The organism is uncultured Alloprevotella sp., from assembly GCF_963536905.1.
Classification (GTDB): Bacteria; Bacteroidota; Bacteroidia; order Bacteroidales; family Bacteroidaceae; genus Alloprevotella.
Genome location: NZ_CAUTBW010000026.1, coordinates 18,635 through 34,463, shown reverse-complemented (window position 1 = coordinate 34,463; position 15,829 = coordinate 18,635). Strand labels below are relative to the sequence as shown.

At 47.0% G+C, this 15,829-nt stretch carries 10 protein-coding genes; 9 read left to right on the top strand and 1 reads right to left on the bottom strand.

Going from position 1 to position 15,829, the window contains the following annotated elements; translation table 11 throughout:
* Window positions 1–147: 147 nt before the first annotated feature.
* From ABLA33_RS06035 to ABLA33_RS05995, 9 genes are all read left to right on the top strand, one after another.
* Window positions 148–1,116, top strand: a complete 969-nt coding sequence (locus ABLA33_RS06035; RefSeq protein WP_311490067.1) for an adenosine kinase — start codon at window positions 148–150, stop codon at window positions 1,114–1,116.
* A gap of 141 nt (window positions 1,117–1,257) precedes the next feature.
* Complete coding sequence (locus ABLA33_RS06030) at window positions 1,258–2,919, top strand: S41 family peptidase (RefSeq protein ID WP_347719628.1); 1,662 nt, start codon at window positions 1,258–1,260, stop codon at window positions 2,917–2,919.
* 257 nt (window positions 2,920–3,176) lie between these two features.
* Complete coding sequence (locus ABLA33_RS06025; RefSeq protein ID WP_315091431.1) at window positions 3,177–3,761, top strand: DUF417 family protein; 585 nt, start codon at window positions 3,177–3,179, stop codon at window positions 3,759–3,761.
* A gap of 314 nt (window positions 3,762–4,075) precedes the next feature.
* Window positions 4,076–5,872, top strand: coding sequence for a T9SS type A sorting domain-containing protein (locus ABLA33_RS06020; RefSeq protein ID WP_347719627.1), 1,797 nt, complete (start codon window positions 4,076–4,078; stop codon window positions 5,870–5,872).
* A 34-nt stretch (window positions 5,873–5,906) separates the two neighbouring features.
* Window positions 5,907–7,415: an arylsulfatase gene (locus tag ABLA33_RS06015; protein WP_347719626.1), complete on the top strand. Its 1,509-nt coding sequence runs from the start codon at window positions 5,907–5,909 to the stop codon at window positions 7,413–7,415.
* A gap of 491 nt (window positions 7,416–7,906) precedes the next feature.
* Window positions 7,907–8,947, top strand: a complete 1,041-nt coding sequence (gene ruvB, locus ABLA33_RS06010) for a Holliday junction branch migration DNA helicase RuvB (protein WP_311490072.1) — start codon at window positions 7,907–7,909, stop codon at window positions 8,945–8,947.
* A gap of 20 nt (window positions 8,948–8,967) precedes the next feature.
* On the top strand, window positions 8,968–9,390 hold the full coding sequence (gene ybeY, locus ABLA33_RS06005) for an rRNA maturation RNase YbeY (RefSeq protein WP_311490073.1): 423 nt from the start codon (window positions 8,968–8,970) through the stop codon (window positions 9,388–9,390).
* 204 nt (window positions 9,391–9,594) lie between these two features.
* Window positions 9,595–10,887: an inositol-3-phosphate synthase gene (locus ABLA33_RS06000; RefSeq protein ID WP_347719625.1), complete on the top strand. Its 1,293-nt coding sequence runs from the start codon at window positions 9,595–9,597 to the stop codon at window positions 10,885–10,887.
* Window positions 10,888–11,100: 213 nt separating this feature from the next.
* Complete coding sequence (locus tag ABLA33_RS05995; RefSeq protein WP_347719630.1) at window positions 11,101–13,665, top strand: DUF5686 family protein; 2,565 nt, start codon at window positions 11,101–11,103, stop codon at window positions 13,663–13,665.
* A 191-nt stretch (window positions 13,666–13,856) separates the two neighbouring features.
* On the opposite strand, the gene ABLA33_RS05990 is transcribed toward ABLA33_RS05995, so the two are convergent.
* Complete coding sequence (locus ABLA33_RS05990) at window positions 13,857–15,686, bottom strand: choice-of-anchor J domain-containing protein (protein ID WP_347719624.1); 1,830 nt, start codon at window positions 15,684–15,686, stop codon at window positions 13,857–13,859.
* Between the last annotated feature and the right edge of the window lie 143 nt (window positions 15,687–15,829).

Genomic DNA, 15,829 nt, shown 5'->3' with positions numbered 1-15,829 from the left:
CGACCCCCTGATTAACAGTCAGGTGCTCTAACCAACTGAGCTACTGAAGCAGGATAATGAGGTTTCTCTCAGAATTGCGGTGCAAAAGTAATGTCTATTTCCGAAATAAGCAATACCTTTGCATAGAATTTTGAAAAAAAAGTTGAAATGAAGAAGATTTTAGGCATTGGCAACGCTCTTTGCGATGTTTTGACACAGATTGACGACTCTGTTCTCAAGGAATTGGGACTTCCGAAAGGTTCTACGCAGTTTGTGGACTTCGAGGGGTATAAAAAGCTCAATGAGAAGCTGGAGAAACTTCAAACCAGCTTTGCCACTGGCGGTTCTGTGGGAAATACGATGTTGGCACTGGCCAATCTCGGCGCAAAGCCCGAATTTATCGGGAAAGTGGGCGATGATCGCTATGGCGAGTTCTATAAAGATAATTTTTTGCAGCATGGCGGTATTCCTCATTTCTTGATTGGTGATCTCCCCACGGGTGTTTGTTCGGCTTTTATTACCCCCGACGGACAGCGCACCTTCGACGACTATTTGGGCGCAGCGGCCACACTGACGGCTGATGACTTGCAAACGGAATGGTTCGACAATGCCGATATTTTCTATATTGAAGGTTATCTCGTGCAGAACCACGAAATGGTGATGCGCGCCGCAGATATTGCCAAATCGAAAGGGCTGAAGATAGGTCTCGACTTTGGTAGCTATAATATTGTGGAGGATGATCGCCCCTTCTTCGAACAACTTCTTCAGAAAGTCGATATTATTTTTGCCAACGAAGATGAGGCCAGATCCTTCACCGGTAAGTCCGATCCCGTTGAGGCTCTCAACGTGTTGGCCGAAAAATGCGAAATCGCGATTGTCAAGATAGGCGCTGAAGGATCTTTGGTAAAACGTGGAGAGGAAGTGGCTCGCGCGGCAGCAGAGAAAGTCCACAAAGTGGTAGATACCACGGGAGCTGGCGATTATTTCGCCGCTGGTTTCCTCTATGGCTTGAGCCGTGGCGAATCTTTGGAGATCTGTCTTCAGAAAGGTGCTCTCCTCGCGAGCAAAGTCATCCAGGTGGTAGGCACAACCCTTCCCGACGAAGTTTGGGACGAAATTTGTGAGAAACTGAAATGAGATAACGAGAAAAAGGTGCAAAGCAAGCAATGATTTTCCGATGATTGCTTTCTGCTCTCTTGTGAAAGAAACGTTTTGCACCCTTTTCTTCCTTTTCTCCTCTTTCTTTTCTGCCTCTTTCTTCTTATCAACATTTTGAACATGAAAAAGCTGCTTTTTCTTTTTGCCCTTGTCTTCTCGATGGAAGGCGTGGCGCAAAGCAATTCCGACCACAATTTTGAGATTTCTAAAAATCTCGATATTTTCAATTCTCTTTATAAGGAATTGGACACTTATTATGTGGATACACTGAGTGCGGAGAAAAATATCAACAACGCACTGCTCTATATGCTCAATCAGCTTGATCCCTATACGCAGTACTATGCTGAGAATAAGACGCAAGAGCTCAAACAACTCACCACGGGTAAGTATGCCGGTATTGGATCTGTCATTTCTTTTCTCAACAAAGCACGTCGCTGCATCATAGAAGAACCCTATGAGGGAATGCCTGCTGCTCTGGCTGGTCTTCGCGCTGGCGACATCCTTCTTTCCATCGATGGAAAGGATTATGGTGAAGCAGAAAAAGGTAAAGAAAGTGAATACTCCAGCCGTGTTAGCGAATCGCTTCGTGGCGATGTTGGTACCCATTTTGAACTAAAGGTGAAACGCTATGGTGTGGAAAAACCGCTCACTTTCCGACTAACGCGGCGCACCGTAACGATGCCCAGCGTTCAGTTCTATACAATGGTGAACGACACCGTTGGGTATGCCTTGCTCACAGGCTTTACAGAGCAAACAACCCACGAACTCCAGATGGCCTTTGCTGAGCTGAAGCAAAAAGGTATGCGGCGTTTCATCCTCGACCTGCGCGGAAATGGCGGAGGTCTGTTGGATCAGGCCGTCAATGTGGTGGGGCTCTTCGTGCCTCGCGGAAAAGAAGTGGTGCGTATGAAGGGGAAGTTGAAAGAAGTAAATTCCACTTTCAAGACAAAGAATGAACCAGCCGATTTAACAATGCCCATCGTTGTTCTGACCGATAACGGTACAGCTTCTTCGGCCGAAATCACGAGCGGAGCTTTGCAGGACTACGATCGAGCCGTCATCATCGGTCAACGCACGTATGGTAAAGGTCTGGTGCAGCAGACGCGACAACTGCCCTATAAGGCAATTCTCAAACTCACCACAAGTAAGTACTATATCCCTTCAGGGCGTTGCATTCAGGCGTATAGCTATAAAAACGGACAACCGCAACACCTGCCCGATTCGCTTTCTAAAGTTTTCCATACTGCCAACGGACGTCCTGTTCGCGATGGGGGAGGTATCACGCCCGATATTGTAACCGTGCCCGACTCCTTGCCCTCGCTCTTCTCCTATCTTTCGGCGAGCGATGCCCTGCGCAACTATTGCTCCGACTACCAGAATCATCATCGCACCATTGCTCGTCCCAGTACTTTTTCTCTTTCTGATCAGGAGTACAACGACTTTCTGCAATTCCTGAAAAAGGAGAATTTCACTTATGATACGCAATCGAAATCTGCACTCAATATCCTGCGCAGCATTGTAGCAGCAGAAGGTTACGAACAAATGGCCAAAGATGAGTTGAATGCGCTGGAGAAAAAGCTCTCCCATAATTTTGAGTACGATTTCGACTATTGGCGCAAAGATATTAAGTCGCTTGTGGAATCCGAACTCGTGACACGCTACTACTATCAAAAAGGTATGGCCGAATACAATCTGCGCAACGACAAGGATTTCAAACTTGCTCTCAAAGTTCTCTGCGATGATGCGCGCTACCACCGCCTCTTAGCTCCTAAGAAACATTAAGTCCCGAGGCCGAACTTATCCGCTAAATGGCAAATTGGGAAATCAGCATGTTTTCTATGCAGAAAAGCAAACTTGTCTTATCATTTCAATATAAAGAAAAAACAGAAAAGAGCTATTTTATAGAAAAACTTTTCTGTTTTTTCTTTTTTTTATGCTTTTTTATTTGTTAAAACCTAGGATAGGTGCGTATCTTTGACTACGAATCTCTGTTCGCAGAGTGAACTAAATATTTATCACAACAAAGCACTTTATTTTTTATGAAAGAAACATTTATCACCCTATTGTCTTTTGCAGCCAATCTCAAGAATGTAGGCTTAAAACTCATCCGCCTGGCCATCCTCATCGTGTTCGTATGGATTGGCGCTTTGAAGTTCACCCACTACGAAGCCGACGGCATTGTTCCGTTCGTAGCCAACAGCCCCTTCATGAGCTTCTTCTATGCTAAGGAAGCTCCCGAATACAAGGAGTATAAGAACAAGGAAGGCGAATTCGTTCAGAAAAACCGTGAATGGCACGAGAGCAACCGCACCTACGTATTCTCTCGCGGCCTGGGCGTACTCATCATGAGCATCGGTATCCTGGTATTCCTCGGTATCTTCTCCTCCAAAGCCGGCATCGTGGGCGACACCTTAGCCATCATCATGACCATAGGCACGCTGTCGTTCCTTATCACTACGCCTGAATGCTGGGTGCCCGACCTCGGTAGTGGCGAGCATGGTTTCCCGCTGTTGTCGGGGGCTGGCCGACTGGTCATAAAAGATACCGTCATCCTTGCCGGTGCCATCACCCTGCTGTCCGACTCAGCCGGCCGAGTGCTTAAGCAACTCAAATCAAACGCCTAAGCTAAAGGAGCATATCTCCCGAAACTGGGCAAGAGCGGTAATGCTGATAGTACCTAATTAGTTCGGCACTCCATATTGCCCACTACTTTGGTTTCACAATCCAATCCCCCTCCCTCTCTGCATGCAGAAGAGGGAGGGGCTTTTCTTTTCCTCTTCCTATGTTTTTCCCACTCTTTTTTGTGTAAAACAAAGGTAATGAGCATTCTCATGAAAGTGCTTTTCAAAAGGTATATATCGAAAAAACGGAAAAATGGTGAGAAAATATGTAAAAAAGTAGTAGTTTTGCGAAGCAAGTTTCGACTTAACACACCATCATGAGAAAATATACCTCTTTGTTACTTCTTTTGCTGTGGTTGCCTTTGACATTATGCGCCTCAGCAAACGCCGGCAGTTATAGTGCCGACAAGTTCTACACCATTGCTATGAAGAGCAATAGTTCGAGCTATATCAGCGAAGAATCGGACGGTACGCTCGTTGTGACATCTTACGACGTGACGAAGCGCATCTTCTGGCAGTTTATCCCAACCAGTAAGGCCAACTGCTATTACATTCGCAATTCGGCTTCGGGCAACTACATCGCCAGTTGCAATATTGCGCAATCGAGAGCATCGATAATGAAAACGAGCAGTACGCCTGTGGAGTACTACATCGGTACAAACGGAAATTTCTGCCGCCTCACCAGTACGGACTGCACCAACTATGACAACACGGGTGCTTCGCCTAACGGACTGAATAAGGACGGAGCAAGTTCCAACGTCATCGTTTGGAAAGCTGGAGCTTCCAATGGTAATTCTTGGTGGAGCACTACGGAAACGGAGAACCTCTATGAGTTGCGCCCCTTTGTGCCTTCTACAGTTGTGGGGAAACCAGCTCGAAAATATTTGTTGAAAAACACTCACGGACTCTATCTTACTATGGCTGCCGACGGTTCGCTGAGCTGGGGTAAGAATATGGAGAATTCCGCACAATGGTACTTTGTTGGGACGGGCAACAGCACGGGCGGCTATCAGCTTGTGAACGTGGCTGCCGATAAAGTGTTGGGAGCAAACGCCCATTATAAGGTGTGTGCTGGTAAGCCTGCTGGCTACTACTTCACCTCCGTTGCAACGCCGCAAACAACGCTTACTATCGATGGCGACTCGCTTGTCACATTTGTTGGAGCCCGCAGTGAATTTGCTCGCAGAGAACAGATTTATGATTTCCCCTGCGGTACGCTAACGGCCAACTATGTCCTCTCTGCCTCTCTCAAAGGTGCGGGCGTGCTTACCCCGCTCACTTATCCGGCGCAAGTAGCGAGTGGCCGACAAATTATTGCTCCCAACACGAAGCCCAATACCTGGTACACAATCTATACCGCCTCTAAAGCAACCCTCGTAAAGGGGCGCACTGCCACTCTTGCACTGGCGCTGAAAGATGCTCCGCAAGCTGGCGACTCCGTTTATGTTTATTTCGACTGGAACCGCGACGGTGTTTTTGAAATAGCACAAAAACTCACCGCTGCTCAAGAGATGGAAGCAAACATCCTTATTCCTGCCAATGCTGCTACAGGCAAAAGTCGTATGCGCATACGTTTCACCAGCAACGGACTGACGGAAGCGGATGAGGAAGTGACGGGACAAACGCTCGACTTTATCCTCGAGGTGATGCCCGAAGAGGGACAGACCTTTACAGCCAGCGTGACCACCAACGACAGCCAGCGCGGCACTGCCACTCTTGATGGGTTCACCGCTAAAGCCACTCCGCTGGGCAACGCGCGCTTTCTTTGCTGGAAAGAGAACAATAATGTTGTTTCGCTCGACGCCACATATACGTTCGCGCTCGACCACAACGTTTTGCTCACGGCTTACTTCTCACCGAACACCAGCATCTCAACAGGCATCAATACCGCAACGACACAGAAATCGCTCATCACTATCACGGCGCAAAACCAATGTGTCACCGTAGAACCTGCTCAAGGCGTGAAGACCATCAGCATCTACTCCACAACGGGACAACTCGCCGCACAAGGCAAGGGGCACACGCTGAATATCAGCCACCTCCCCGCTGGTAGCTACATTGTTCTTGTTGATGCCACACAAGACAAAGCTTCCTCTAAAATTGTAGTGAAATAAATTCTGATACTATAAATCGTAAAACCAACATACAATGCAACCACGATATCTCCTCTTTGGCGCATCCACATTGGCCGCTTTGGCCGCAGGAGCACAGCAGCGCCCCAACATCATTTATATCATGTGCGACGACATGGGTTATGGCGACTTAAGTTGCTACGGTCAGCAGCTCATTTCTACTCCCAATATCGATCGCCTTGCCCAGCAAGGAATGCGCTTCACGCAGGCCTACGCTGGTAGCCCCGTTTCTGCTCCCTCCCGCGCCAGTTTCATGACGGGTCAGCATACGGGACACACCCACGTGAGAGGCAACAAGGAATATTGGTCCAACAACAACACCATGAAGTATGGTAACAACACCGACTATGCCCTTGTTGGTCAAGAACCTTACGACACCGCCCACGTCATCATTCCCGAAATCTTCAAAGATAATGGCTACACCACGGGTATGTTCGGAAAGTGGGCTGGCGGCTATGAAGGTTCTGTTTCCACGCCCGATAAGCGCGGCATCGATGAGTTTTATGGCTACATCTGCCAGTTCCAAGCGCATCTCTACTATCCCAACTTCCTCAATTCCTACAGCCGTTCGGCGGGCGACAAGGCCGTGAAACGCGTTGTTTTGGATCAGAACATCCAGCACGCCATGTTTGGCGACGACTATGCCAACCGCCAGCAGTATTCTTCCGACCTTATTCATCAGCACGCCCTCAACTGGCTCGACAAGCAGAGCAAGGACCAACCCTTCTTGGGCATCTTTACCTACACGCTTCCGCACGCTGAGCTGATTCAGCCCGAGGACTCCATCCTCGAAGCCTATAAGGGACATTTCTGCGCAGAGCGTCAGTACGGCGGCGACAAAGGTTCGCGCTACAATCCGACGAACATTGCTCACGCGCAGTTTGCTGCCATGATCAGTCGTCTGGATATGCAGGTGGGCGAAATCATGAAGAAACTCGAAGAAAAAGGCCTGGCGGAAAACACCGTTGTGATCTTCACCTCCGACAATGGTCCTCACGAAGAGGGCGGGGCAGACCCCACTTTCTTCAATCGTGATGCAAAACTCCGCGGCTTGAAGCGTAGCACCTACGAAGGCGGTATCCGCATCCCCTTCATCGTTAGCTGGCCGGGACAAGTGAGAGAAGGTGTCGTCAACGACCATCAGTTTGCCTTCTACGACTTGATGGCAACATTCTGCGACTTGGCAGGCATCGAAAACTATGAGCAGCGCTATCGCAACCCACGTCTGAAAAACGACTGGTTTGATGGTATTTCCATCTATCCCACGCTGACGGGCAAGGGAACGCAGAAAGAACACGACCATCTCTATTGGGAATTCCACGAAACCAATATGCTCGGTGTGCGCATGGGCAACTGGAAGATGGTTGTCAATCGCGGCGAAGTGCATCTCTATGACCTTGCCAACGATTTGCATGAAGATCACGACGTGGCTGCTGCTCATCCCGAAGTGGTGAAGAAAATGAAAGCTTTTATTAAGCAAGATCACACCGACAGTCCACTCTTCCGCGTGACGCTTCCGCAATAAATTCATTCCAAGTATAATCCCTCAAGGGAGCGACAAACAAAACTGTCGCTCCCTTTTTTGTAAGCCGAAAAAGGAGCTGACAAGGGCGAAAGCAAAGCCGCAAAACTTTTGCGCTCCTTTATTGAATTTTTATCTACCAACCACCTCTTTTTTCTTCCAATTTTCCTAAGAAAAACTACATACAGAGCGGCTCGTAAATATCCTTATTGTGTCAGCTGACGCAATAAGGATGTCAGCTGACAGCCTTATTGTATTTTCAAACGCAATAAGGATATTTTTAGTCTCCTTTATTGTGTTCAAAATCAGGTTGTTCTGAGGTTTATTTTCTTTTGATGTGATGAAGAATAGTAGCCATTTCTTAATGCTTAGCTCTGATGAAAAGTGGAGCATAAACTTCATGAGGTTGGCTCTGCCTCTCCTGTTTCTGCCTATTCTTTTGTACTGGTTGAATAAAACTGATTATCATAAGAATTTCGTACCTTTGCGGCATAATGGGACAAGATACATTTGACATCAGGTCGGAGCAGATGGCCCCGACATCCTCGGAGCGAGAGTTTGAGAAAGCCCTGCGCCCACTACAGTTTGATGATTTCAGCGGTCAGCAAAAGGTGGTGGAGAATCTGCGGGTTTTCGTTGAGGCGGCAAAGTACCGCGGCGAACCTCTCGACCATTCTCTGTTGCACGGCCCTCCCGGATTGGGAAAAACAACGCTCGCCAATATCATTGCCAACGAGTTGGGCGTGGGTTTCAAGCTTACCAGCGGCCCCGTCCTCGATAAACCTGGCGATCTGGCAGGTTTGCTCACCAGTTTAGAGCCTAACGACGTGCTTTTTATCGATGAAATCCATCGTCTGCAACCTGTGGTGGAGGAATATCTCTATTCCGCCATGGAGGACTATCGCATAGATATTATGATAGATCGAGGTCCGGCAGCTCGCAGTATTCAGATAGACCTCAATCCTTTCACTCTCATTGGTGCCACCACGCGCAGTGGTCTTTTGACAGCTCCCTTGCGCGCCCGTTTTGGTATCAACCTCCATTTTGAATACTACGACAGCGAGACATTGCAGCGTATCATAGAGCGTTCCTCTTCTATCCTCAATGTCCCCATCACAGCCGAAGCGGCTGAAGAAATAGCTGGGCGCAGTCGTGGAACACCGCGAATTGCCAATGCTCTCTTGCGTCGCGTGCGCGACTTTGCGCAAGTGAAGGGCAATGGGCGCATAGATTTGGACATTGCTAAGTTCTCCCTTGAAGCCCTTAATATCGACAAATACGGCTTGGATGAAATCGACAATAAGATACTCCTCACCATCATTGATAAGTTCAAGGGTGGCCCTGTGGGTATCAGCACGATAGCCACAGCCATTGGAGAAGATGCCGGAACTGTGGAGGAAGTCTACGAACCTTTCCTCATCAAGGAAGGCTTTATCCGCCGCACCCCTCGTGGGCGCGAAGTGACCGAACAAGCTTATCAGCATTTGGGCCGTTCCATCTATACGGGTGGACCGCAGGAGCAGAGTTTGTTTTGAGAACGTATATATTTTGAACAATGATAACATACAATACAATCAACGTTGCGATGCCGAAGATTCGCCGCCGTGACAATTCCGCATGGGTCAAACGTGTGGCGGCTTCTTATGGGCGCAAGGTGGGCGATGTGGCCTATATCTTTTGCGACGATGAAGAAATCCTAAGGGTTAATCGTCAGTATCTTCAGCACGACTATTATACAGACATAATTACCTTTGATTACGACGAAGACGACGTGATCAGCGGCGACCTTTTCATATCTCTCGATACGGTCCGTACGAATGCTGAACAGTTGGGACTCCCTTATGAGCAAGAGCTCAATCGTGTTATCATCCACGGTATTCTTCATCTTTGTGGCATCAACGATAAAGGACCGGGTGAGCGCGAAATCATGGAAGCTGCCGAAAATAAGGCGTTGGCCATGCGGGAGACTCGCGCGTGAAAACCGCCTTTTCTTCGCTATCCCCCAGATAGATTGTTCTTTTTGGGTAGAACTCTGTTCTTTCTTTCCCAAAATGTGCTAAAAAAAAGAGGTATGGAAATGTATATAGAAACTTTTATTACTTTTGTGGTTTCGTTATACAGCGTGTGATATACGTATTGTCACACGTCACCTATACAGTTATTTCTAAAATAAGTCTTATATATGAAACCAGCAGAAGGAAAATTAGGCGTAATGGTTGTCGGTCTCGGTGCCGTAACCACAACTTTTATGACGGGCGTCCTGATGGCGCGCAAAGGCCTAGCAAAGCCCGTTGGTTCAATGACGCAATACGACAAGATTCGTGTGGGTCGAGGAGAGAATAAGAAATACCTCCACTATTCCGATATCATATCGTTGGCAAGTCTTGACGATCTCGTTTTTGGCAGTTGGGATGTATATCCCGAAAATGCTTACGAATCGGCCCTTCATGCACAAGTGTTGAACGAACGCGACATAGAACCAGTGGCAGAAGAGCTCAAGGCCATTATTCCCCTCAAAGCTGCGTTCGATCGCAACTTCGCCAGTCGTCTGGATGGAACAAATGTGAAAGATTGCAACACTCGCTGGGAAATGGTTGAGGCTTTGCGCCAAGACATCCGCGACTTCAAAGCGCGCACAGGTTGTAGCCGTGTCGTTGTGATATGGGCCGCCTCCACTGAAATATATGTGCCTGTGGATACAGCCGTTCACGGCACGCTGGCAGCTCTCGAAACTGCGATGAAAGCCGACGACCGCCAGCGCATAGCCCCTTCCATGTGCTATGCTTATGCAGCTCTGGCCGAACAGTGTCCCTTTATCATGGGCGCGCCCAATACTACGGTGGATATTCCTGCTATGTGGGAATTGGCCGAACAAACAAAGATGCCGATTGCAGGTAAAGACTTCAAAACAGGTCAGACCCTCGTGAAATCAGGTTTTGCTCCAATCATCGGCACACGTTGCTTGGGGTTGAGTGGCTGGTTCTCTACCAACATTTTGGGTAATCGCGATGGCCTTGTCCTTGATGAACCTGCCAACTTCCATACCAAGGAGGTTAGCAAACTTTCTACGTTGGAGAGCATCCTCGTACCTGAAGAGCAGCCCGACCTTTATACTGACTACTATCATAAGGTGCGCATCAACTACTACCCACCGCGCAACGACAACAAGGAAGGCTGGGATAATATAGATATCTTTGGCTGGATGGGCTACCCTATGCAAATCAAAATCAACTTCCTTTGCCGCGACTCCATCCTGGCTGCGCCGCTGGTTCTCGACCTCGTATTGCTCTCCGATGCCGCTGCGCGAGCTGGTCGCTTTGGCACACAACGTTTCTTGAGCTTCTTCCTCAAGAGCCCCATGCACGACTACACGCAGAATGAAGTACCTATCAATCATCTCTTCCAGCAGTATGTCATGCTAAAGAACGCCATCCGCGAAATGGGTGGATATGAAGCCGACGAAGAAATAGATTAGTCCTGTCTTTTTTCCCTCATGGGCGAAGACAGCTTCGAGGTGTTCGTCCATGGGAGTAACGACACAATATTTTTCCTAATGTGACCTTAGCATTTGGCGCACCAAGGGCCAACAGCATTAAAGATGTTGCTGAGCAACCGTGGTTCGTCAAATGCTATCTTTCTTTTATAAACGTATAGTAAGTTGAAAAGATTCTCTACCTTTCTCCTCCTGATGTTTTTAGTACTGACCGCTGTGGCTCAGACTATCAACGGTACGGTTACGGATGCACAGACGGGCGAAAAGCTCCCGTTTGTCAATGTCTACTTCGATAAAAACCACGGAACGCAAACAAACTTCAACGGCCATTACTCTGTGGCGCACAGTGGTAACAAGCTCACGTTCTCCATGGTGGGCTACAAAACGCGCGTTCTGAAGGTGAAAGCGGGCGAGACTCTTGATGTGAAGCTTGAAGCGCGGGAGGACGGAGTGCTTGGAGAGGCTACGGTGACCGGAACAAAGCAGCGCTACAACCGCAAGAACAATCCAGCCGTTGAGCTCATGCGGAAAGTCATCGCTGCCAAGAAGCAGAGCGACCTCAAGCGGCATCCTTTCTACAGCATCGATAAGTATTCCAAAACCATCTTTGCTTTCAACGATGTCACAGATAAGGTCCTTCAAGAAGGGAAGTTCAAGAAGTTTCCTTTTCTCAAAGACCATATCGAAACCAATAATGAAACCGGCAAACTCATCTTGCCTATCAATGTCGACGAAACGGTGTCGCAAGAAATCTTCCGGCAATCGCCGCGTTCCGACAAAACTATAATCAAAGGTAAACGCTCAACGGGTTTGAACGATCTCTTTTATACTGGCGACATTTTTACTACTGTCATTCAGGACTGCTTCACCGATGTGAATATCTATGAAGACGATGTCCGTTTGCTTCAGTATCCGTTTACCAGTCCCATATCTTCAAAGACGGCCATCTCTTTCTACCGCTATTTTTTAGTAGATACAGTGATGGTAGACTCTATCAAAACCATCCATATCAACTTCACGCCGAACAATCCGCAGGACTTCGGCTTCAGCGGCTCCCTCTTCATTGCCGCCGACTCCTCTTACCGCGTCGTCAAGTGCGATCTGGGTATTCCTGGTCGCAGCGACGTCAACTATGTAGAGAACATGCGCATCATTCAGCAGTTCCAACAGTTGCCCACAGGGGAACAAGTCCTCGTTCGAGATGATATGCTCGTTGAACTAAAAGTTGTAAACTTCTTCCAGAAGTTCATGGTGAAGCGTCTGACAGAGTACAGCAACTTCTCCTTTGAGCCAATTCCCGAAAAGACTTTTAAGTTTCGCGGCGACACGCAGTTGGCCGCCGATGCCTTGATGAAGGATGATGCCTTTTGGGACAAATACCGCAGCGACCCGCTCACGGAATCGGAGGGGAAGATGGAGCAGCTCGTCACGCAGTTGAGTCAGGTGAAAGGCTTTAAGCCCGTGTTGTGGGTGGCAAAGGCATTTATCGAAAACTTTGTTGAAACCACCACCGACCCAAAGAAAGGTTCAAAAGTAGATATTGGCCCTATCAACACCATTTTTAGCCAGAATTTTGTCAATGGTTTCCGCCTCCGCGGCTCAGCCCAAACCACGGCTTTCCTCAACAAGCACCTCTTTCTGAAAGGCTATGCAGCTTACGGCTTTAAGGACCGCCGCGTTATGGGCTCTGGAGAGGTCACTTATAGCTTCCTACCCAAGGCCTACCTACCGCGAGAGTTCCCCGTGAGCAACCTGTCGCTCAACTACACGAACGACGTGATGTCGCCCTCCGACAAATTCTTACCCACAGATAAGGACAACGTCTTCACCTCCCTCAAATGGACGAAAGTGAACCACATGATGTACTTCAGCCGCTGGACGTTGGCCTTCGATCGGGAGTGGGAGAACAACCTGCGCTTTAAAGTGCAGCTTCGCCATGAGGTGGACGAGCCTACGGCCGCACTTTTCTATCAGCCCCTCAATAGTGCTGCTGCGCCCTCTTTGGGTGGGAATTGGCAGAAGAAGCTCACCACGCTCGATGCTACGCTGAGTCTTACCTACAGTCCAGGTGCCAAATGGGTCAATACTAAGCAACGTCGCTATTCGCCCAGTCTCGATTTCCCTGTCTTTAGCATCAGTCACACCATGGGCTTTAAGAATCTGCTCGGAGGAGATTACGCTTACAATTTCACGGAAGCCAGCATCTACAAACGCTTTTGGCTCCATTCGTGGGGAAAAATCGACACGCGCCTTTCAGCGGGCGTTCAATGGAATAAAGTGCCTTATCCCTTGCTCATTATGCCCGCCGCCAATCTCTCTTATATCTCGCAGGACGAGATGTTTAGTTTGATCGACAATATGGAATTCCTCAACGACCGTTATGCTTCGCTTTTCGCTTCTTGGGATCTCAACGGAAAGCTCTTTAATCGCATTCCGTTGCTCAAAAAACTCAAATGGCGCGAAAGCTTTGGCTGCAATGTTCTTTGGGGCGATTTGACCGACAAAAATAATCCGTTACTCGCCAAGAATGCTGCCGACACGCATCTCTTCTATTTCCCTGGCGAGTTCCAAGCCGATGGTTCGTTCCGTTATCTCTCCCGCGCGATGGATAAGAAAAAGCCCTATGTGGAACTTGTAGCTGGTATCCACAATATTTTCAAGATTTTCCACATCGAATATGTTCGCCGTGTTACATATACGGAGAATCTCCCCACCAAGCGCAAATGGGGCATACGCGGAATGTTTCGCGTGACATTCTAAGGAAAAAGGAAGAGAAAAAGAATAAGATTACGGAAAAAGTTTTCCCATTTATAATGAAATAGGAAATCTAACTTTCCAAGAAGACGACTCACAAAGATTACTTTATAAGCCTTTGTGAATCGTCTTTTATATATGTTCAGAGTTGAAATATAAATATAGTTGTTTGTATACAGAAGAGAAATAACTATATGTTATCTATATATTTTCTTTCCTCCTATTATATATATGCCATGTTGAGCCTCGGAAGGAAAGACTCTAACACCGCTGATATTAAAAATAAGCTGTGAAGCATCAGTTGTGGGAGAGACAGTTGAAATACCTGTGGCTGAACCGTTCTTTTCTATACGAATATTATCAAGGAAAACTTTTGCTGCACCTACTCCGAAGTTTATATTGAAGAATAATTGAATATAATCTTCATTCTTGAGGCTAGTCAGGTCTACTATTGCCTGCTGCCAGTCGATAGTTGTGAACGACACTTCTTTTAAAATCTGTGTTAGTATTCCGTTCCTACCAATTCCTATAGAAAGTTTTGCTCCCTTACTGATATCCCCTTTGTAGTAAAAAGATAGTGTGGGTGCTTGTGCATCTGACAAGGAAATTTTTCCACTTTGCAGAGAAAGAGTATCGTTGGGGATGGTAGAGTACAAGTAGAAAGTACCTCCATCGTTGTCTTGTGCATCGTTGGATGCAAGTATTTTTACTTTCTTACTCGATACATCTGCAGCCCAATAGCTGTTTTCTGTCTTTTGATTAGGAAGAGATTCTTTGAAAGGTAGTTCATAGGCCTTGCCAATAATGATTGTGTTGGTATTGGCCTTCTGCCCTTTTCCTGCGATTGTCATGGGATAAATCTGATAAGCAACCTGCTTTTGTTTCCCTGTAGCATTAGTGAGAGGAATATTGAGTTCTGTCCCTTTATGATTTTCAGCTATTAATGTACGGTTGATACCATCTGAAGTTTCATAAATGGTGTATTTGACGGAGTCTGGATTGACATATTCTCCGTTCCATCCCTTGTTGCTGATAGTCCAGGATAAATGCGTATCGTTACCGACGTTTTCAGCCTTTGCTTGTTCGGGTGCAAGGGGAATATCAACGCCTATAAAAACTGTTGTGTTTGCAGAGAGTCCAGCTCCAAATGCGTTGTAAGCTATGACTGTATAGGTGTTTATACCATTTTCTGGGTGTTCGTCAGTGATACTATATGAAGCTCCTGGAGCAACGTTGGTTAGACGACTCACGAGGTGATTCTGTCCTCTCACGACTGTTATAGAATCCAGTTTTGTGAGAGGTGTTCCTGCTGTGGTTGTAGTCGGAGCCTTAAAGGAGATAAAGGAACGCAAATCTCCACCTTCAGCAGCAGTGGCTGTAAGAGAGGAAACTTCTTTTGGCGCACTGTCACTAGCTCCTTCTTTAATAGAAATGTCATCTATGTTGAGCGTCATTTTGTCGGGCTCGCTGATGCAATGAATCCCCAATCGATAAGTGCCAGTTGTCGGAACTTTGATGGTTTGAGTGTAGGTGTTAAAGTTGCTGCTTGCAACTGTAGTCTTCTGGAATAGAGGAATGATCATTGATGCTACGGTAGTATCTGTGCCTAGGAAAGATTCGAAGCATTCGGGAGTTTCATTATCGAAAGCTTTGGCCTTCAAAGAAAATTCATAATTCTTTCCTGCTTCAAGTTTAAATGGTGGAGTTATCAACCAATCATCGCCACTGTTGTCGTTGAACATATCTTCCATATATTCCGCCATTCCATTGGTGAAAGTCCAACTATTGTTGTCTTTGTTGCCATCTATGATTGTGTAGGATTCTGCTGCATCCTGACTATCGAAAGTTTCAAAGTAGGGAAGTGTTACCAGTGTGTTAGCTTTTTCTGAATTGTACTCCAACAGGTAGGAGGTAGTTGGTAGTAAGTGTTGTTTTGTGTTATTTATGACAGAGATTTCTGTCTGTGCCAATGTAAGGGTACTCAAGAATAAACTTGATAAAGTTAGGAGTATGGTTCTTTTCTTCATAAGTAATAAGAAATTTATGTGGAAAACTAAAAGCTTACGAGGCGTAATGTGCGAAATTAATTCTATAATGATTGTTCCTTATATACAACTCAGTTAATATAGAGGAGGGAAGCTCAACATTCTCTCTTTTCTTAATTATTATA